The sequence below is a fragment of the Nocardioides sp. Soil_C_8 genome, from assembly GCF_057656315.1.
The window spans coordinates 21,731-39,388 of sequence record NZ_JBDGKQ010000006.1 but is presented as its reverse complement, the minus strand read 5'-3'; the positions used below and the strand labels follow the sequence as shown (position 1 = coordinate 39,388).

At 72.6% G+C, this 17,658-nt stretch carries 23 protein-coding genes and 1 riboswitch; of the genes, 6 read left to right on the top strand and 17 right to left on the bottom strand.

Translation table 11 applies throughout. The features are described 5' to 3' along the window. Positions 1-3: 3 nt before the first annotated feature. Both AC3A3L_RS21420 and AC3A3L_RS21415 read right to left on the bottom strand, forming a co-directional pair. The gene (locus tag AC3A3L_RS21420) at positions 4-291 is read right to left on the bottom strand and encodes a DUF4031 domain-containing protein (RefSeq protein ID WP_487642068.1); all 288 of its coding nucleotides are present in this window, start codon (positions 289-291) and stop codon (positions 4-6) included. Positions 292-346: 55 nt separating this feature from the next. Next, positions 347-1,462 (bottom strand): epoxide hydrolase family protein, encoded by a 1,116-nt coding sequence (locus tag AC3A3L_RS21415; RefSeq protein WP_487642067.1) that lies wholly within the window; start codon positions 1,460-1,462, stop codon positions 347-349. A gap of 76 nt (positions 1,463-1,538) precedes the next feature. On the opposite strand from AC3A3L_RS21415, the gene AC3A3L_RS21410 reads away from it, so the two are divergent. Then, complete coding sequence (locus tag AC3A3L_RS21410; protein ID WP_487642066.1) at positions 1,539-2,513, top strand: helix-turn-helix transcriptional regulator; 975 nt, start codon at positions 1,539-1,541, stop codon at positions 2,511-2,513. Between the two features lie 3 nt (positions 2,514-2,516). Here the strand turns inward: AC3A3L_RS21410 and AC3A3L_RS21405 are convergent, their stop codons facing one another. The 5 genes from AC3A3L_RS21405 to AC3A3L_RS21385 all read right to left on the bottom strand — a co-directional run bounded on the left by AC3A3L_RS21405 (position 2,517) and on the right by AC3A3L_RS21385 (position 5,587). After that, positions 2,517-3,296 (bottom strand): TrmH family RNA methyltransferase, encoded by a 780-nt coding sequence (locus AC3A3L_RS21405; protein ID WP_487642065.1) that lies wholly within the window; start codon positions 3,294-3,296, stop codon positions 2,517-2,519. Between the two features lie 5 nt (positions 3,297-3,301). Beyond that, on the bottom strand, positions 3,302-3,688 hold the full coding sequence (gene rplT, locus AC3A3L_RS21400; RefSeq protein ID WP_201935762.1) for a 50S ribosomal protein L20: 387 nt from the start codon (positions 3,686-3,688) through the stop codon (positions 3,302-3,304). A gap of 68 nt (positions 3,689-3,756) precedes the next feature. Next, positions 3,757-3,969: a large ribosomal subunit protein bL35 gene (locus AC3A3L_RS21395; RefSeq protein ID WP_090971167.1), complete on the bottom strand. Its 213-nt coding sequence runs from the start codon at positions 3,967-3,969 to the stop codon at positions 3,757-3,759. A 90-nt stretch (positions 3,970-4,059) separates the two neighbouring features. Next, on the bottom strand, positions 4,060-4,812 hold the full coding sequence (gene infC, locus AC3A3L_RS21390) for a translation initiation factor IF-3 (RefSeq protein WP_487642064.1): 753 nt from the start codon (positions 4,810-4,812) through the stop codon (positions 4,060-4,062). Between the two features lie 232 nt (positions 4,813-5,044). After that, positions 5,045-5,587 (bottom strand): SseB family protein, encoded by a 543-nt coding sequence (locus AC3A3L_RS21385; protein WP_487642063.1) that lies wholly within the window; start codon positions 5,585-5,587, stop codon positions 5,045-5,047. 68 nt (positions 5,588-5,655) lie between these two features. Between AC3A3L_RS21385 and AC3A3L_RS21380 the strand changes: the two genes are divergently transcribed. From AC3A3L_RS21380 to AC3A3L_RS21370, 3 genes are read left to right on the top strand one after another with little or no spacing between them, the layout of a single operon-like run. After that, positions 5,656-6,114 (top strand): hypothetical protein, encoded by a 459-nt coding sequence (locus tag AC3A3L_RS21380; protein ID WP_487642062.1) that lies wholly within the window; start codon positions 5,656-5,658, stop codon positions 6,112-6,114. Next, the gene (locus AC3A3L_RS21375; protein WP_487642061.1) at positions 6,111-7,328 is read left to right on the top strand and encodes an amino acid deaminase/aldolase; all 1,218 of its coding nucleotides are present in this window, start codon (positions 6,111-6,113) and stop codon (positions 7,326-7,328) included. The genes AC3A3L_RS21380 and AC3A3L_RS21375 overlap by 4 nt, the downstream gene beginning before the upstream one ends. Next, positions 7,318-7,884 (top strand): uridine kinase family protein, encoded by a 567-nt coding sequence (locus AC3A3L_RS21370; RefSeq protein ID WP_487642060.1) that lies wholly within the window; start codon positions 7,318-7,320, stop codon positions 7,882-7,884. The genes AC3A3L_RS21375 and AC3A3L_RS21370 overlap by 11 nt, the downstream gene beginning before the upstream one ends. 6 nt (positions 7,885-7,890) lie before the next feature. On the opposite strand, the gene AC3A3L_RS21365 is transcribed toward AC3A3L_RS21370, so the two are convergent. Beyond that, positions 7,891-8,865, bottom strand: a complete 975-nt coding sequence (locus tag AC3A3L_RS21365) for a GNAT family N-acetyltransferase (RefSeq protein WP_487642059.1) — start codon at positions 8,863-8,865, stop codon at positions 7,891-7,893. 33 nt (positions 8,866-8,898) lie between these two features. On the opposite strand from AC3A3L_RS21365, the gene AC3A3L_RS21360 reads away from it, so the two are divergent. Then, positions 8,899-9,831 carry an aldose 1-epimerase family protein gene (locus AC3A3L_RS21360; protein ID WP_487642058.1) on the top strand — a complete coding sequence of 311 codons (933 nt, stop codon included), beginning with the start codon at positions 8,899-8,901 and terminating at the stop codon, positions 9,829-9,831. Between the two features lie 17 nt (positions 9,832-9,848). Here AC3A3L_RS21360 and AC3A3L_RS21355 read toward each other — a convergent pair whose 3' ends face one another. From AC3A3L_RS21355 to AC3A3L_RS21345, 3 genes are read right to left on the bottom strand one after another with little or no spacing between them, the layout of a single operon-like run. Beyond that, positions 9,849-10,349, bottom strand: coding sequence for a PH domain-containing protein (locus AC3A3L_RS21355; RefSeq protein ID WP_487642057.1), 501 nt, complete (start codon positions 10,347-10,349; stop codon positions 9,849-9,851). Beyond that, positions 10,333-11,178, bottom strand: coding sequence for an ATP phosphoribosyltransferase (gene hisG / locus AC3A3L_RS21350; RefSeq protein ID WP_487642056.1), 846 nt, complete (start codon positions 11,176-11,178; stop codon positions 10,333-10,335). The genes AC3A3L_RS21355 and hisG overlap by 17 nt, the downstream gene beginning before the upstream one ends. 16 nt (positions 11,179-11,194) lie before the next feature. After that, positions 11,195-11,458, bottom strand: coding sequence for a phosphoribosyl-ATP diphosphatase (locus AC3A3L_RS21345; RefSeq protein WP_299931560.1), 264 nt, complete (start codon positions 11,456-11,458; stop codon positions 11,195-11,197). Positions 11,459-11,565: 107 nt separating this feature from the next. On the opposite strand from AC3A3L_RS21345, the gene AC3A3L_RS21340 reads away from it, so the two are divergent. After that, positions 11,566-11,820, top strand: a complete 255-nt coding sequence (locus tag AC3A3L_RS21340) for a DUF3072 domain-containing protein (protein WP_487642055.1) — start codon at positions 11,566-11,568, stop codon at positions 11,818-11,820. On the opposite strand, the gene ribH is transcribed toward AC3A3L_RS21340, so the two are convergent. The 6 genes from ribH to AC3A3L_RS21310 form a co-directional block, all read right to left on the bottom strand. After that, complete coding sequence (ribH, locus tag AC3A3L_RS21335) at positions 11,817-12,296, bottom strand: 6,7-dimethyl-8-ribityllumazine synthase (protein WP_487642054.1); 480 nt, start codon at positions 12,294-12,296, stop codon at positions 11,817-11,819. The two genes, AC3A3L_RS21340 and ribH, sit on opposite strands and share 4 nt — an antisense overlap. Then, positions 12,293-13,567, bottom strand: coding sequence for a bifunctional 3,4-dihydroxy-2-butanone-4-phosphate synthase/GTP cyclohydrolase II (locus AC3A3L_RS21330; RefSeq protein ID WP_487642053.1), 1,275 nt, complete (start codon positions 13,565-13,567; stop codon positions 12,293-12,295). Before AC3A3L_RS21330 ends, ribH begins: the two co-directional genes overlap by 4 nt. Further along, a complete protein-coding gene (pnuC, locus tag AC3A3L_RS21325; protein WP_487642052.1) occupies positions 13,564-14,265 on the bottom strand; it encodes a nicotinamide riboside transporter PnuC in 702 nt (233 codons plus the stop codon). The genes AC3A3L_RS21330 and pnuC overlap by 4 nt, the downstream gene beginning before the upstream one ends. Beyond that, the gene (locus tag AC3A3L_RS21320) at positions 14,262-14,912 is read right to left on the bottom strand and encodes a riboflavin synthase (protein WP_487642051.1); all 651 of its coding nucleotides are present in this window, start codon (positions 14,910-14,912) and stop codon (positions 14,262-14,264) included. The genes pnuC and AC3A3L_RS21320 overlap by 4 nt, the downstream gene beginning before the upstream one ends. Continuing rightward, a complete protein-coding gene (ribD, locus tag AC3A3L_RS21315) occupies positions 14,909-15,943 on the bottom strand; it encodes a bifunctional diaminohydroxyphosphoribosylaminopyrimidine deaminase/5-amino-6-(5-phosphoribosylamino)uracil reductase RibD (protein ID WP_487642050.1) in 1,035 nt (344 codons plus the stop codon). Before ribD ends, AC3A3L_RS21320 begins: the two co-directional genes overlap by 4 nt. A gap of 82 nt (positions 15,944-16,025) precedes the next feature. Then, a riboswitch (FMN riboswitch) is annotated at positions 16,026-16,155 on the bottom strand. A gap of 99 nt (positions 16,156-16,254) precedes the next feature. Further along, the gene (locus AC3A3L_RS21310) at positions 16,255-17,598 is read right to left on the bottom strand and encodes a M20/M25/M40 family metallo-hydrolase (protein ID WP_487642049.1); all 1,344 of its coding nucleotides are present in this window, start codon (positions 17,596-17,598) and stop codon (positions 16,255-16,257) included. Positions 17,599-17,658 lie beyond the last annotated feature (60 nt).

The window sequence follows — 17,658 nt, the reverse complement described above, 5'->3', positions numbered from 1 at the left end:
ACCCTAGCCAGCGCTGGTCCCGCCCTGGCTGCGGAACCGGGCCTTCGGTCGACGAAGACCTGCTGCCCGCAGTGACGCGACGAGCTGGCGCGAGGTGACCGGGACCGCGCCCGCGGCCACCAGCGCGTCGTACGCGTCGGCGGGGACGTCGTAGTGGTCGCGGTCCCAGCCGCGGGCGGGCACGCCGTGCAGGGCGGCGAAGGCGTGCACCTCCTCGTAGGACGTGTCGCTGGCCAGGTGGGACCAGAGCCGGTCCCAGCGCGGCACGGCGGGCGGGTCGATGAGGATCATCGTCCGCGAGGCTAGCCGGTCACCCGGCCGACCCCACGGACGAACGCGTCTCCGGTCAGGCGTAGAAGGCCCTGATGGCCGCGGCGAGCTCCGCCGGGACCTCCATCGAGGCGAAGTGGCCACCCTCGGGGTGCTCGGTCCACGACACGATGTCGGTGTTGTCCCGCTCGGCGAAGGGCCGCATCGTGCGGAAGTCGTCGGCGAAGACCGCGACCCCGATCCGCCCGTGGTTGACCCGCGGCTCGACGGCCTGCTCCGCGCGGTAGGCCTGGACGGCGCCTCCGCTGCTGTTGGTGAGCCAGTAGAGGGTGACCTGGGTGAGCACCTGGTCGCGGGTCACCCGCGAGGTGCCGTTGCCGAAGCTCTCGAACAGCTCGTTGTAGGCCAGCTGTCCCACCGGGGAGTCGCTGAGCGCGGCAGCGATCGTGCGCGGGCGCGATGCGTTCATCGTGGCGTAGCCGTTGACGGTCTGGAACCAGCCGGCGAACTCCAGCGCGGCGTAGTCGGCCGGCGTCATCTTCTCGAACTCGGCCGGGTCGCCGGACGGGAACGAGAACAGCTGCAGGACGTGGGCGCCGAGGAAGCCCTCGGGGGCGAGCATGGCCAGCTCGCGCGCGACGATCGCGCCGTTGTCGGAGCCGTGGGCGCCGTACGACTCGTAGCCGAGACCGCGCATCAGCCGGTCCCACGCGACGGCGATGCGCCGCGAGTCCCACGCGCCGTCGGTGAGCGGCTGGCTGAAGCCGACACCGGGAATCGTCGGGATCACGAGATGGAAGTCGTCGGTCAGGTGCGGGACGAGGTCGAGGAAGTCGACGAACGAGCCCGGGTAGGTGTGGAGCAGGAGCAGCGGGACTGCGTCCGCGTTGGCCGAGCGGACGTGGACGACGTGAACCGTCTGGCCGTCGATCTCGGTGAGGAGCTGCGGGTAGGCGTTCATCCGCTGCTCCTGGGCGCGCCAGTCGAAGTCGTCGCGCCAGTGCTGGACCATCTCGCGGAGGTACGTCACCGGCACGCCGGCGGACCAGTCGTCGGTGCCCGCGGAGTCAGCGGGCTCGGCGGCGAACCGGGTGCGGGCGAGCCGGTCGTGGAGGTCGTCGATCGCGTCCTGCGGGATCGAGACCGTGAAGTGTCGGAAGGTCAGGTCGTCGGTGTTCTGGTGAGTGGTCATGCCGGTACGGTAGGAACGAATCCGGCACGGATCGGCCCTGATTGACCGCCCGTGCCCGACCTTCTCAGGAGGTGCCATGTCGCTCCAGACGTCGTCCCGACTCATCGCCCTCCTCGGACACCTGCAGGCCCGGGCGATCGTCACCGGACCGGACCTCGCCGAGCTGCTCGGCGTGGGCGAACGCACCGTGCGCAAGGACGTGGAGCGGCTGCGCGAGCTCGGCTACCCGGTCGAGGCCGTCCGCGGGGCGGCCGGCGGCTACCGGTTCGGTGACCGGGGACGCCTCCCTCCCCTCCTGCTCGAGGCCGACGAGGCGGTCGCCGTCGCGGTCGGGCTCGGCAGCGTCGCGGCGGTGCGGGGCATCGAGGACGCGGGCGCGCTCGCCCTGGCGAAGCTCCAGCACGTGCTCCCCGACCGGCTGTGGCGACGCGTGCGCGCGCTCACCGAGAGCACCGACGTGGGTCCGTCCGACACCGCGACCAACGTGGAGGCCCCGCCGGTCGACGTCACCCTCCTCGCCGACCTGGCGACCGCGGTCCGCGACCGCGAGGGCCTGCGGCTGTTCTACCGGCCGGGTCCCGACGTCGAGGAGCGGATCGAGTGCGACCCGTACCGCCTCGTGAGCTGGCAGCAGCGCTGGTACGTCGTGGTCCGCAGGCGCCACGACGGGCGGTGGCAGGCGCTGCGCGCGGACTGGCTGGAGCTGCGCACCCCGGGTGCCGGTCGCTTCTCGCCCGACCCGCTCGACGGCGGCGACTACGCCGCGTTCGTCCTCCGGGACGTGGCGTTCTCGGGCTGGAACGTGCACTGCCGCATCGCGGTCGACGCGCCGGCCGACGAGGTGCTGCGCCGGATCAACCCGACGGTGGGGGTGGTCGAGACGGTGGACGAGGGCCACTGCGTGCTCGTCACCGGGGCCGACAGCGTGGAGACGGTCGCGGTGTGGATCGGCATGCTCGGTCTCGACTTCCACGTCTCCGAGCCGCCCGAGCTGGTGGCGCACCTGCGCACCCTCGCGGCGAGGTACGCCGCAGCCGTCCCCGTGGCGTAGGCGTCAGGAGCGCTGGGCCCGCGCGCTGGCGTAGAGGCACACCGCCGCGGCGGTGGAGAGGTTGAGGCTCTCGGCCCGCCCGTGGATCGGGATGGCGACCCGGTGGTCGGCCAGCTCGGCGAGCTCGGGCGGGAGGCCCCAGGCCTCGTTGCCGAAGAGCCAGGCCGTGGGGCCGGACAGGTCGGCGTCGAACAGGTCGACCTCACCCGCGCCGTCGGCGGCCAGCACCACGAGTCCACGAGCCTGCGCCTCGCGGACGGCAGCCATGGGATCGGGCTCGATCGCGAGGGGCAGGTGGAAGAGGCTCCCGACCGTGGCGCGGACGGTCTTCGGGTTGTAGGCGTCGACGGACTGCCCGGCCAGCACGACGGCGTCGGCGCCCGCCGCGTCGGCCGTACGGATCACGGTGCCGGCGTTGCCGGGGTCGCGGACGTCGGCGCACACGGCGAGCAGGCGCGGCGAGGCGCGTACGACGTGCTCCAGCGGGGCGTCGAGGTGGCGGCACACCGCCACCACCCCGGCCGGGGAGACCGAGTCGGACAGCGACGCGAGGGCGCGGTCGTCGACCACCGTGACCGGTGCCCCGGCGAGCAGCCCGGCCTGCTGCTCGATCGCGAGCGGCGTCGCGAAGACCTCGACGACGCAGCCGGCGACGGACAGCGCTCCCTCGACGGCCTTGGGGCCGTCAGCGAGGAAGAGCCGCCGCTCGGTGCGTACCGAGCGGCGGCTCAACTTGCGAGCCTCCTTCACGCGCGTGTTGCCGGCGGTGAGGGGAGTGCTCATGTGGTTCAGGCGGAGACCTTGGGCGCGTTGACGTCCTCGGGCAGCGCGGCCTTGGCGGCCTCGACGAGCGCGGCGAAGGCCGGGGCGTCGTTGACGGCGAGCTCGGCGAGGATCTTGCGGTCGACCTCGATGCCGGCCAGGCCGAGGCCCTGGATGAAGCGGTTGTAGGTCATGCCGTTGGCGCGGGCAGCGGCGTTGATGCGCTGGATCCACAGCTTGCGGAAGTTGCCCTTGTTCTTGCGGCGGTCGTTGTAGCTGTAGACCAGGGAGTGGGTGACCTGCTCCTTGGCCTTGCGGTAGAGCCGCGAGCGCTGGCCGCGGTAGCCGCTCGCGCGGTCGAGGGTGGTACGACGCTTCTTCTGGGCGTTCACTGCGCGCTTGACGCGTGCCATGGTGCTACTCCTTGGTGCAGGGGAAATGAAGACGGGACGGCGGCTGAGCCACCAGGGGGGGGTGAGACTCAGATGCCGAGCATCTTCTTGGCGCGTGCGACGTCGCCCTTCTCGAGCTCGACCATGCCGGCGTTGCGGCGGTGCTTCTTGCGGCTGCCCGTGGTCGGCGCGGACGCGAACGCAGCGCCGGACTTGCGGCCGGCCTGCAGGCGCATGATCTTGCCCGAGCCCGTCACCTTGAAGCGCTTCTTCGCGCCCGAGTGGGTCTTGTTCTTCGGCATGTTGTTCTCTCCTCTTCGGTGCTGCCACTGCGCGTGGGCAGGGGCGGCGGAAACGATGGGCTGAGCGCGTGGCTCAGGCGGGCGAGAGCCTCAGACGTCGATGTCGGCGTCGAGGTTCTCGGAGCGGCGACGCTCCTTCTTCTGCGCGACCGGTCCGGCGGCGTGGGCTGCCTCGCGCTCGGCGTCCTCCTCGGCCTTCCGGTCGGCGCGCGCCTGCTCCTTGCTGGCGCGGGCGGCGTCGGCGTCGATCTTGGCGTCGGCCTTCTTCTTGTGCGGGCCGATGACCATGGTCATGTTGCGGCCGTCCTGCTTCGGCGAGGACTCGACGAAGCCCAGCTCCTGCACGTCCTCGGCCAGCTTCTGCAGCAGGCGGAAGCCCAGCTCGGGGCGGTGCTGCTCGCGACCGCGGAACATGATGGTGATCTTCACCTTGTCGCCTGCACCCAGGAACCGCACGACGTGACCCTTCTTGGTCTCGTAGTCGTGCTTGTCGATCTTGGGACGAAGCTTCATCTCCTTGATGATCACGTTCGTCTGGTTGCGGCGCGACTCGCGGGCCTTCTGGGCGTTCTCGTACTTGAACTTGCCGTAGTCCATGAGCTTGCAGACCGGGGGCCGTCCCTGGGGCGCGATCTCGACGAGGTCGAGGTCGGCCTCCACGGCCAGCTTGAGTGCCTGGTCGGTCGGCACGATGCCAACGGTCTCGCCGTTGGGTCCTACGAGCCGGACCTCGGGTACGCGGATCCGGTCGTTGATGCGCAGCTCGGTGCTGATGGGTCCTCCAGTGGTTCGGGTGGGTGGGAGTCCCTTGGCCCGGTCCGACTGGTGTGCCGAAATGGACAATGGCTCCCGCTGTTGCCAAGCGGGAGCCAGTCACGACACGTCTCCCCTCTCGGGGAAACTGAGGTGTCCACCTCCGTCTCACGACGGCTGTGGCTCTGGACCGGGACCCGACGATCTGTGGTGCAGGGCGATCGGTGCGGGTGGGAGACGATGGTGCGTGCCTCCGCTTGGCGGGATCGGTGTCACCGTGAAGCGTGGTGTCACTGATCGGTCAACACAGAAGGTTAGCGGATCATTCCGCCGAGGGGCCAATCCAGCCGTGACGGCCGGATCCGTCGCCGATCGCGACCAGCCGCCAGCCTGCAGCGAGCCGGCGCAGGTCGTCGCCGTCGACGACGTACGACGCGGGGCCGGCGAGGTCCACGAGGAGCGCCTCGGCGCCGTCCTGGATCGCAGCGGTGGCGGCCGTGGCGGCGGGCACCGGCACCGGACGGGCCTGCGGGTCCCACCGGGTCATCGCCTCGGTCGAGGTGAACGCCAGCAGCCCCTTGCTGCCGTCCGGGGCCTGCACCAGGACCGCCGCCATGTCGGAGGACTTGTCGTGGGCCAGGCCGCGCTCGTCGAGCTCCACCTCGCCCAGGACGGCGACCACCGGGACCAGCAGGCGGGCGTCCTGGAGGACGGCGAGGACGGCACCCGAGGTCGCCGCGCCCGCTGCCCGGTCGGCCAGCAGTCGGGCGAGCCGGGGGTCCGCCGCGCCGGCGTCGTCGGCGAACCCGGGGTCGGGGATGGTGCGCTCGAGCGGCTCGTCGGAGGAGGCGTCGTCGTGGGCCACGGGCTCCATCCTCCCGCACGTGGTGCGGGCGCCGTCACGGGCGTGGTGCGCTGTGGGAGTCTGGGACCGTGGAAGGGACTACCTGGGCTGCACTGACCGCCGCGCTCACCGTCGCGGGTGCCATCTGGACGTGGATCGCTTTCCGGCGGCGGGGATCGGCCAACGGCCTGCGCGCGCTCGGTTTCACCCTGCTCCCGGCGGCCGCGTGGCTGACCGGGACGCTCGAGATGGTCGTCGACATCGCGGACTCGGTGACCGACTGGGCGACCAGCCTGGTGTTCGACGTACGCACGTGGGTGGGCGTCGGCCTGGCCGGCCTGGCGGTCGTGCTGTGGGTCGTGAGCGGCTTCATCCGTGACCGCCAGCTCGCCCGCGGTCAGGCCGCAGGCACCGGTGGTCGCACGGCGCGCGGCCGGGACGAGCTGCCCGAGGCCACCTCGACCCGCAACGGCCCGACCTCCCGCGCTGCCGTGGACGACGACCTGGCGGACATCGAGGCGCTGCTGCGCAAGCGGGGCATCGAGTGATCGACCGGCTCGTCGACCGCAACCGCCTGTGGTCACGGCTCGACGCCGCCGTCGCCGCCCTGCCCGAGCCCCCTGCCACGCCGATCGCCGTGGTCGACCTCGACGCCTTCGACGCCAACGCCGACGACCTCGCGCGTCGTGCGGGCGGCAAGCCCCTGCGGGTGGCCTCGAAGTCGCTGCGCGTGCCGGCGCTCGTCGAGCGGGCGTTGGCGCACGACGGGTTCTCCGGCGTGCTGGCCTACACCCTCGCCGAGGCGCTCTGGCTCCACGAGGCCGGCGTCAGTGACGACGTCGTCGTCGCCTACCCGACGGTCGACGTGGCGGCGCTGCGGCGGCTGACCTCGTCACCCACGGCCGCCGCCGCGATCACGCTGATGGTCGACGACCCGGCCCACCTCGACGTCGTCGACTCGACGCGCTCGTCCCGCGCCGTGCCGGTGCGGGTCGCGCTCGACGTCGACGCCGGGCTCCGGTTCGGCGGCCAGCACGTCGGTCCGAAGCGCTCCCCCCTCTTCGACACCCGTGACGTCGTCGCGCTCGCCCGCCGGGTCGCGGAGCGCGACGGCTTCCGCCTCGTCGGCGTGATGACCTACGAGGGCCAGGTCGCCGGCGTGCAGGACTCCGTCCCCGACCAGCGCGCGCGGTCCCGCGTCGTACGCCGCCTCAAGCAGGCGTCCATGGCCCAGCTCGAGGTGCGCCGACGCGAGATCTCCGAGGCGCTCGCCGAGGTGGTCGAGCTCGAGTTCTGGAACGGCGGCGGGTCGGGGTCGGTCGAGGCGACGGCCGCCGACGCCGCCGTCACCGAGATCGCGGCCGGCTCGGGGCTGTTGGTGCCGGGCATCTTCGACCACTACGCCTCGTTCGAGCCGCGGCCCGCGGCGTACTTCGGGCTCCGGGTGACGCGCAAGCCCACGCCCGACATGGCGACCGTCCACGGCGGTGGGCTGATCGCCAGCGGCGCCACCGGCGCGGACCGCTCGCCGCTGCCCTGGGCCCCGCCGGGGCTGCACCTCACGGGGCTCGAAGGGGCCGGGGAGGTGCAGACGCCGCTGACGGGGCACGCGGCCGGGCGGCTGCGGATCGGCGACCTGGTGTGGTTCCGGCACGCGAAGTCGGGCGAGCTCTTCGAGCACGTCCGCGACGTGCACCTCGTGCGCGGTGACGCCGTCACCGAGGTGGTGCCGTCCTACCGCGGCTGCGACCGTGCGTTCTGAGGCTCCTGCCGATCCGTACGCCGTCGCCGCCGAGGTCGCCTCGCGCGTGCTGGCCGCTCCCGCGACGCTCGGCAACGGCCGCCTGGTCTGCGTCGACGGTCCAGCCGGGTCGGGCAAGACCACGGTGGCCAAGGCGTTGGCGGACGTCGTGCCGGAGGCCCACGTCGTCCACTGCGACGAGCTGCTCCACGGGTGGCGCGGACTCCCCGGTCTCGCCCGCACGGTCGAGACGTTCCTCGAGCCGCTCGCGCGTGGCGAGCAGAGCCGGTGGACGCGGTGGGACTGGGCCACGGACCGCTGGGCCGAGAGCCACCCCGTCGAGCCCGGCGGCCTGCTCGTCCTCGAGGGGGTCGGCTGCTGGTCCCCCGCCGCCGCTCCCCTCGTCGGGGTGCTGGTGTGGGTCGAGGCGGAGTCCGCGCTGCGCCTGCGGCGCGGCATGGCGCGCGACGGCGAGCACATGCGGCCGCAGTGGGAGCAGTGGCGGATCGACGAGGACGAGCTCTTCGCCCGGCTCGGCACCCGCGCCGCTGCCGACCTGCTGGTCGTCACCGGCTGAGCGCGGTCACCTGCCCCGGCGGGCACCGACCGGCGGGTCGTCGAGGACGTAGGAGTCCTGGCGGTAGAGCTGGCTGAAGCCGGCCCGCTCGTAGATGCCGAGGGCGCCGGTGGGGTTCGCGGTGTCGACGTGGAGGCTGGCGGTCACGTAGCCGGCCTCGCTCGCGCGGCGCAGCACCTCCCCCAGCAGGCCCCTGGCGAGCCCACGACCGCGGTGCGCCGGGACGGTGCCGACATAGGGCACGTGGATCTCGGGGCCCGGCCCGCCCGAGGGTGGTACGACGTACTCGTGGGCCAGGACGTACGCGGCGACCGAGCCACCGCCGTCGCGGGCGACGACCGAGAGCGCGTGCCGGGCGTGCGCCGCATCGACCACGAACATGGTCCAGAAGTCGGCGCCGGTGTCGGGGCGGTCCGGGTATCCGGCGAAGGCGGCGTTGTGGGCCTGCCGCACCTCCTCGGCGGCCTGGGGGTCGAAGGCGGTGACGGAGTAACCCGGGGGCGGTGCGGCTTCGGCGCGGCGGTCGAGCGGGGCGGTCATGAGGAAGCTGTGCCGGCCCGGGCGCAGACCGGTGCGCGCCATGAGGTCGGCCTGGTCCGCGCGGCCGGCCAGCGCTGCGGTCACGAACGTGCCCGGCACCCGGGGAGCGATGTCGGCGTGGACGGCACGGGAGCGCTCGAGCGAGCGGGTCAGCATGAGCGTCCCGAGGCCCTCGCCGAGACGGGCGGGGTCGACGTCCCCGAACAGGTTGATGCGCAGACCGCCCTCGTCGGGGTGCCCCGGCAGGATGCTCGTGAAGGCGACCATCCCTGGTCCGTCGAACGCACCCTCGAAGACGTTGACGGCCTTCCCGCCCATGAGCTCCCGGATCTCGCCGGCCCCGAGGCAGAAGCCGGTGGGGTGGTCGCTCTCGATGCGCGCCATCAGGGCAGCCAGGTCCTCGGCGTCCGCGGCACCGAGGTCGCGCGTGGTGATGCCCATGAGGGAACGGTAGTGATGTCTAGGGTGGGCGCCATGGTGTTCCCCAGCGGTGACCAGTACGAGATCTCGGCGGCGGGCTACACCGCGGTCGTCACCGAGGGCGGAGCGGCACTCCGGGTGCTGCGGCACCACGGGCGGGACCTGGTGCACGGCTTCGGCGAGTCCGCGATGTCGACGGGCGGCCGCGGCCAGCTGTTGATGCCGTGGCCCAACCGGATCCGGGACGGCCGCTACTCCTTCGGCGGCCAAGACCTCCAGCTCGGCCTCACCGACCCGCGCACCAGCAACGCCTCGCACGGCCTCGCCCGCTGGGCACCGTGGACGGTGGAGGAGCACACGTCGACCTCGGTGTCGCTCGTCCACCGGCTGATGGCGCAGACCGGCTACCCGTGGGCGCTGGACCTGCACGTGCTCTACGACCTGTCCGCGGACGGGCTGGTCGTCACCCAGACAGCCACGAACCTGGCCGCGGAGCCCGCGCCCTACGCGAGCGGGGCACACCCGTACCTCTGCGTGGGGGACACCATCGAGGACCTCGAGCTGACCCTCCCCGCCCGGAGCCGGGTGCTGCTCGACGATCGGCAGCTGCCGACGGGTGTCGAGCCCGTAGGCGACGACCTCGACTACACCTCCGGTCGTCGGATCGGCGACGTCGTCCTCGACCAGGGTTTCGGCGACCTCCGGCACGTCGACGGTCGCGCCCGGGTCACCCTCGCCGAGCCGTCGGGCGGGCGAGGCGTCGCACTGTGGGTGGACGAGCACCACCGCTGGCTGCAGGTGTTCACACCGCCCTCGGACGGACCGCGTCCGGCGCTGGCCGTCGAGCCGATGACGGCACCGGCGGACGCGTTCAACTCGGGCACCGACCTCGTCACCCTCGCGCCGGCGGGCAGCCCGGGCGACGAGCTGTCGGTGCAGTGGGGCGTCCACGCCCTGCAGCAGGCCGACGGCGGCGCCGACGCATAGCGACCGGCCCGGGGACGCTAGGGCGCGTCCGGGACGTCCGACCCGTCCCGGTCGATCAGCGCCCGCAGCTGGCGTACGCCGTCGCGCGCCATCCGGCCGTCGGAGCCCTGGAACGCCATCGCGGAGATCGTCGTGCCGTCGGCGAGGTCGAGCGTCGCCCAGGGTGCGCCGGCCGGGAGGTGCACGCCCAGCACCTGCTCCCACTCCAGCCGCCGGGTCCGGAAGCCGTTGACCACGACGAGCGACGCCTGCTCGGCGGTGACGCGGGCACGGCCCAAGGCCCACCCGATCACGGCGAAGCCGGCGCCCATCACGAGCAGCGTGAGCCGTTGCAGGATGTTGAACTTGGCGCGCGTCTCGTCGTCGAAGCCGAACCACGCCGCGGCGCAGACGACGAGCAGCATCAGGCCGAAGCCGATCACGGCGAACCGCACGCCCATCGGTCGCCAGGTGTGCGGCAGGGCGGGCGCGGCTTCGCCGCCGGACGCGCCGGCCGGGCGCTCAGAGGCGGCAGGCATGGATGTCGGTGAGCAGGATGGCGCGGGCGCCGATCGAGTACAGGTCGTCCATCAGGCGCTGCGAGCCTGCCCGCGGGACCATGACCCGCACGGCCACCCAGCCGGGCTTGCCGAGCGGCGAGATGGTCGGTCCCTCACGACCCGGTGCGAGCTCGCTCGCGCGGGCGAGGTGCTGCTCCTCGATGTCGTAGTCCATCATCACGAAGCTGCGCGCCACGAGCACGCCCTCGATGCGTCGGCGGAAGACCTCGAAGTCGTCGGGGACCTCGCCGCCGCGCGTGATGAGCACCGCCTGCGAGTCGAGGATGACCTCGCCGAAGGTCTCGAGGCCGGCGGCCCGCAGCGTCGACCCGGTCTCGACGACGTCGGCGATGACGTCGGCCACGCCGAGCTGGATGCTCGTCTCGACCGCCCCGTCGAGGCGGGTCACGGTGGCGTCGATGCCGTGGCGGAACAGGTAGTCCTCGACCACGCCGACGTAGGACGTCGCGACCCGCAGGCCGTTGAGGTCCTGCAGCGAGGAGTAGCGCCCGACGGGCCCGGCGAAGTGGAACCGCGAGCGGCCGAACCCGAGGTTCATCACCTCCTCGGCCTTGGCGCCGGAGTCGAGCAGCAGGTCACGCCCGGTGATGCCCACGTCGAGGGTGCCCTCGCCGACGTAGAGCGCGATGTCGCGCGGGCGGAGGTAGAAGAACTCGACGTCGTTCTCGGAGTCGACGAGCGCGAGCTCCTTGGAGTCGCTGCGCTGGCGGTAGCCCGACTCGCGGAGGATGTCGGTGGCCGCCTGGGACAGCGACCCCTTGTTGGGGACGGCGATGCGGAGGGTCATGGCAGGCTCACTGGGGTCACAGGTGGGCGTAGACGTCGTCGAGCGTCAGTCCGGAGGCGAGCATGAGCACCTGCGCGTGATAGAGCAGCTGGCTGATCTCCAGCGCCGTCGCGTCCTTGCCCTCGTGCTCGGCGGCCATCCAGGACTCGGCGGCCTCCTCGAGCAGCTTCTTGCCGATCGCATGGATGCCGGCGTCGAGCTGCTGCACGGTGCCGGACCCCTCGGGCCGCTCCTCAGCCTTGGCGGACAGCTCCGCCCACAGGTCCTCGAACGTCTTCACGAGGGGCAAGCCTAGGCGCTGGCCACCACCGGGCTCCCCACGGGCCCCGGGCGCGGACCACCCCTCGGTGTGGTTGCTTCGTCGGAACGGCGGGCTACTGTCGCAGCATGAGTGAATCGAACACACCTTCGAACCCCGACGGCGCCCCGGCCGAGGACGTCCTCGGCGGACCCCAGGGCGACACCACGCGCAAGGACCCCGAGGAGTGGGTCACCGGCGACGAGCCGATGACCGGTGCGCAGCGCAGCTACCTCGACACGCTCGCGCGCGAGGCGGGCGAGCAGCTGCCGGCCGACCTGACCAAGGCGGAGGCCTCCGAGCACATCGACCGGCTGCAGGCGGCGAGCGACCGGACCGGCTAGCCCGCCCGCACCGCCCGCACCACGCGGGCGGTGTCGAGCGCGGCGGCCGTCGCCTCCCAGCCCTTGTCCTCGGCGGAGCCCTCGAGGCCGGCGCGGTCGAGCGCCTGCTCCTCGGTGTCGCAGGTGAGGACGCCGAAGCCCACCGGCACCGCGTGGTCGACGCTGACCTGCGTGAGGCCGTCGGTGGCGGCCGAGCAGACGTAGTCGAAGTGCGGCGTGCCGCCGCGGATGACGACGCCGAGTGCGACCACGGCGTCGTACCCGGCCCGCGCGAGGGCGGCCGCCACCACCGGCAGCTCGAAGGTGCCCGGCACCCGGATCACCTCCGGCTCGGTGATGCCGTACGCCGCCAGCGCGCGCTCGGCGCCGCCGACGAGGCCGTCCATGACCTGGGTGTGCCAGCTCGCCGCGACCACGGCGACCCTGAGGCCGCTCGCGTCGTACGGCTGCGAGGTGGGTGCTCCAGCGCCACTCATGCGTCGTCTCCTTCGTGCTCCAGCTGGTGGTCCAGCGCGAGGTCCGGCAGCTCGTGGCCCATCCGGTCGCGCTTGGTCCGCAGGTAGGCCTGGTTGTGCTCGGTCGGGTGGATGGTGAGCGGGACGCGCTCGGCCACGTGGATGCCGAAGTCCTCCAGGCTGGCCGTCTTGTCCGGGTTGTTGGTCATCAGCCGCACCGACTCGACGCCGAGGTCGCGCAGCACCTGGGTGGCGGTGCCGTAGTGGCGGGCGTCGGCGGGCAGGCCGAGGTCGAGGTTCGCGTCGACGGTGTCGCGGCCGCCGTCCTGCAGCTGGTAGGCCTGGAGCTTGGCGACGAGGCCGATGCCGCGTCCCTCGTGGCCGCGGAGGTAGACCACCACTCCCCTGCCCTCGGCGACGATCGTCCGAAGCGCCTCGTCGAGCTGGGGCCCGCAGTCGCATCGCTCGCTGCCGAACACGTCACCGGTGAGGCACTCGCTGTGGACGCGGGTCAGCACCGGCTCGCCCGCGGCGGCGGCCGCGGCGACGTCGCCGTACGCCAGTGCGACGTGCTCGCTGTCGTCGATGGTGATCCGGTAGCCGTAGGCCGTGAACTCGCCGTGGCGGGTGGGCAGCCGGGTCTCCGCGACCCGCTCGACGTGGCGCTCGTGGCGGCGGCGGTAGCGCACGAGGTCCTCGATGGAGATCATCGCGAGGCCGTGCTCGTCGGCGAACTCCCGCAGCTCGGGTGCGCGCTTCATCGTGCCGTCGTCGTTGACGACCTCGACGAGCACGCCGGCCGGCGTGAGCCCCGCCAGCCGGGCGAGGTCGACGGCGGCCTCGGTGTGGCCGCGCCGCACCAGCACGCCGCCCTCGCGGTAGCGCAGCGGGAACACGTGACCGGGTCGGGTCAGCTCCCACGGCTCGGTCGCGGAGTCGGCCAGCGTCCGCGCGGTGCGGGCGCGGTCGGCCGCGCTGATGCCGGTGCTGACGCCGTCGCGGGCGTCGACCGAGATCGTGTAGGCCGTGCGCAGCTTGTCCTTGTTGTGCGGGGTCATCAGCGGGATCTCGAGCCGCTCCAGCATGTCGCCCGGCATCGGCACGCAGATCACGCCGCTGGAGTGACGGATGGTGAAGGCCATCAGCTCGGGGGTCGCCTTCGCCGCGGCGAAGATGATGTCGCCCTCGTTCTCGCGGTCCTCGTCGTCCACCACGACGACCGCCCGGCCTGCGGCGATGTCGGCAACTGCCCGCTCGACCGAGTCCAGCCGCACGCGCTCCTGCACGCTCATGCCGACACCTCCTCCACACGACGGTCGGCGTCCGTCGCGTCGACGACGGTGCGGCTGGCGCGCAGCCAGACGACGAAGCCGATGACCACGAACACGGCGTAGAACAGGTACATGCCGGCGGTCGGGTAGTAGCCGGCCTGCACCAGGGTGGTCACCCCGACGACGTCGACGAGGATCCAGATGAGCCAGAACTCCACCCATCCGCGGGCCATGCCGTAGGTCGCGAGCATCGAGCCGGCGAGGATCCACGCCTCGGTGGTCGGGCCCCACGAGCCCAGCACCTGGGTGAGCAGGACGTACGCCGCCGCGTAGCCGACGACGCCGAGGACGAGCAGCTGCACGCGCTCGGACGCCGTCGCCCAGCGGGGCGCGATGGCACCACCGTCGGACGCGCCTCCGGACCGGCGTACCTGCGACCAGCGCCACCAGCCGTAGACGGACACCGCGGCGAAGAAGACCTGGCGGCCTGCCTGTCCCCAGAGCGGTTCGTCGATCTGGCCGGAGAGCTCACCGGTCGCGAAGACGGTGAAGAGCAGCACGTTGCCGACCAGGCCGATCGGCCAGGCCCACACGAGCCGCTTCATGCCGAGGATCGCGCTGGCGAGCCCGAACAGGTTGCCGATGACCTCGCGGGCCCCGAGCTCTCCGCCCGGGACCGGGATCGTGCCGTGGATGAGCCACTGGAGCAGGTCCATCATTCTTCCTCGTCGCTGTCGGGGGTGTGGGTGCGGGCGGGCGGCGCGTAGGCGCCGAGGAGCTTCTCGACGTGCTTGGCGATCACGTCCGCCTCGAGGTTGACCAGGTCGCCGACGCGGCGGCTTCCGAGCGTCGTGCGTGCCAGCGTCTCGGGGATGAGGCTGACGGTGAAGCTGTCCTCGCGGGCCTCGACCACCGTGAGGCTGACGCCGTCGACGGTGATCGACCCCTTGTCGACGAGGTACCGGTCGAGGTCGCCGGGCAGCGAGATCTCGACGACGTCCCAGTGCTCGCTGGGCGTGCGGGAGAGGACCTCTCCGACGCCGTCGACGTGGCCCTGGACGATGTGGCCGCCGAGGCGCTTGTCGACGGTGACCGCGCGCTCGAGGTTGACCCGGTCGCCGGGCGAAACCCCGCGCAACGACGTCCTGTCGAGCGTCTCCTGCATCAGGTCGGCGGTCCACCTGCCGTCGCCGAGCTCGGACACCGTGAGGCAGCACCCGTTGACGGAGATGGAGTCGCCGAGCCCGGTGCCCTCGAGCACGGTCGCGGCCTGGACGGTGAGCCGGACGGCGTCACCCTGGTCGACGACCTCGGCAACGGTGCCGAGCTCCTCGACGATCCCGGTGAACATCTGGTTCCTCCTCATTTCCGACGCATGGTCAGGCGGACGTTGGTGTCCTCGCCGTCGTGGCCCTGCAGCACGGTCACGTCGACGACGCGGAGGTGGAGGGCGTCGGCGATGGTGGTGATGCCGAGCTCGGCGACGGCACTCGAGCCCGCGCCGAGCAGCATCGGGGCGACGTAGGCGACGACCTCGTCGACGAGGCCGGCTTCGAGGAAGGCCCGGGCGAGCGTGGGGCCGCCCTCGAGGAACACGTGCTGGCGGTCGCGCGCGAAGAGCTCGGCCAGCGCCTCCGCGGGCTCGCGGGTGCGCAGGTGCAAGGTCTCGGCACGCTCGTCGAGGACCCGGCGGTCCGGCGCGAGGTCACGGAGGCCCATCACGACGCGCAGCGGCTGGTGCGCCACGGGCTCGTCGACCTCGTCGCGGACGGTCAGCTCGGGATCGTCGACCTCGACCGTGTTGGTCCCGACGAGCATGGTGTCGCACAGGCTCCGCAGGCGGTGGGTGTCGAGGCGGGCGGCGCGGCTGGAGACCCAGCGACTGGTGCCGTCGGCGGCGGCGCTGCGCCCGTCGAGGGTGGTGGCGAACTTCCAGGTCACGAACGGGCGACCGTGCTCGAGGGCGAAGGTCCACGTGCGGTTGACGGCCTGGGCGTCGTCGGCGAGCAGCCCCGCCTCCACCTCGACGCCGGCCTCGCGCAGGCGAGCGGCACCACCGGTGGCCACCGGGTTGGTGTCGGCCTGGGCGAACACGACGCGACGTACGCCCGCGGCGATCAGCGCCTCGCTGCACGGACCGGTGCGACCGGTGTGGTTGCACGGCTCCAGGGTGACGACGGCGGTCGTGCCCCGAGCGGCGCCACCTGCCTCGCGCAGCGCCTCGACCTCGGCGTGCGGCCCGCCCGCACCGCGGTGGAAGCCCTCGGCGACCGTGGCGCCGTCGGCGTCGAGGAGCACGCACCCGACGCGCGGGTTGGGGCCGAGGGGCACGCCGGGCGTGGTGGCGAGCTGGAGCGCACGCTGCATGGCGCGCCGCTCTGCCTCGCTGGTCGTCATCTCCGCCTCCGGTCCGGTGGGACTCAGGGGGGCGGGCGACGGGGCACTCCCTCGCGGGTGCGAGGGATGGCGTGCGAGCCGTCAGCGTGCACTTCTCATCCGGACTATGACCGTCGGTCCAGGAGTTCCACCTGGTCAACCGGCCACTGGCTGTGGTCGGGTCGCGGACTGTGACCGCCGGTGCGGAGTTCCACCGCCCCCAGAGCACGCAAGCTCTTCGTGGTGGCAACCATGCCACAGCACGGACCATTCCCTCACCGGGGTCCACCGGTGAGGTGCGCAACACTTCCGAGGGTGCGGTCGGCTGCGCCTCAGACCTGGTCGAGGAACCTGTCGAAGACCCGCGCGCCGAACTCCAGCGCGTCGACCGGCACCCGCTCGTCGACGCCGTGGAACAGGGCGGTGAAGTCGAGGTCGGCCGGCAGGCGCAGCGGCGCGAAGCCGTAGGACCGCATGCCGAGCTTGCGGAAGTGCTTGGCGTCGGTGCCGCCGCTCATCGTGTAGGGCGCGACCAGCGCGTCGGGGTCCTCGGCCAGCAGGCTGCGGGTCATCGCGTCGACCAGGTCGCCGTCGTACGGCGTCTCCCACGGCTGCTGGTGGGACTCGAAGTCGAACTCGACCCCGTCGCCGGCCAGCTCGCGCAGCGTCGCGAAGAACTCGTCCTCGTAGCCGGGCAGGAAGCGGCCGTCGACCGTCGCCTGCGCGTCTGTGGGGATCACGTTGGTCTTGTAGCCGGCCCGCAGCATCGTCGGGTTGGCGGTGTTGCGGATCACCGCGCCGAGCATCCGGGCCGCCGGTCCGAACTCCTCGACCAGCGCCTCGGCGTTGTCGGGCGTGGCCTCCGTGCCGGCGAGCTCGCCGACGGTCGCGAGGAGGACCTCCATGGTCGGCGTGAGGCGCACCGGCCACTGGTGCGCGCCGATCCGGGCCACCGCGCCGGCGAGCCGGGTGACGGCGTTGTCGTCGTTGATCATCGAACCGTGGCCGGCCCGGCCACGCGCGGTGAGGCGCATCCAGGCCATGCCCTTCTCCGCGGCCTCGATGAGGTAGACCCGGCGCCCGCGCACCGTGGCCGAGAAGCCGCCGACCTCACCGACGGCCTCGGAGCAGTCGGCGAACCAGTCGGCGTGCTCGTCCACCAGGATGCCGGCGCCGTGGTGTCCACCGGCCTCCTCGTCGGCGGTGAAGCAGAGCACCACCTCGCGGTCCGGGGCCGCACCGGCCGCCGCGCGGGCGCGCACGACACTGAGCAGCATCGCGTCGAAGTCCTTCATGTCGACCGCGCCACGGCCCCAGACCTGGCCGTCCTGGATCTCGCCGGCGAACGGGTCGACCTTCCAGTCCGACGCCTCGGCCGGTACGACGTCGAGGTGCCCGTGGAGCAGCAGCGGCGCTCGGCCGTCGCCCCCACCCCAGCGCGCCACGACGTTGGCACGCCCGGGTCGGCCCTCGATCACCTCGGCCGCGATGCCGACCTCGTCGAGCAGCCCGGCGACGTGCTCGGCAGCCTTCCGCTCCCCCGGACCGTCGTCGGTGCCGTAGTTGGAGGTGTCGATCCGGATGAGGTCCTGGCACAGCGCGACGACCTCCGCGGCGGGGTCGTAGGAGCGGTCGTCCGTGCGGTCCTGCGAGCTGTCCTGGGGCGCCTGTTCCATGCCGTCCATCCTGCCCCACGGGCAAGCACCTGCCCCGATTCGTCGGCGGCGAGGTGCCTT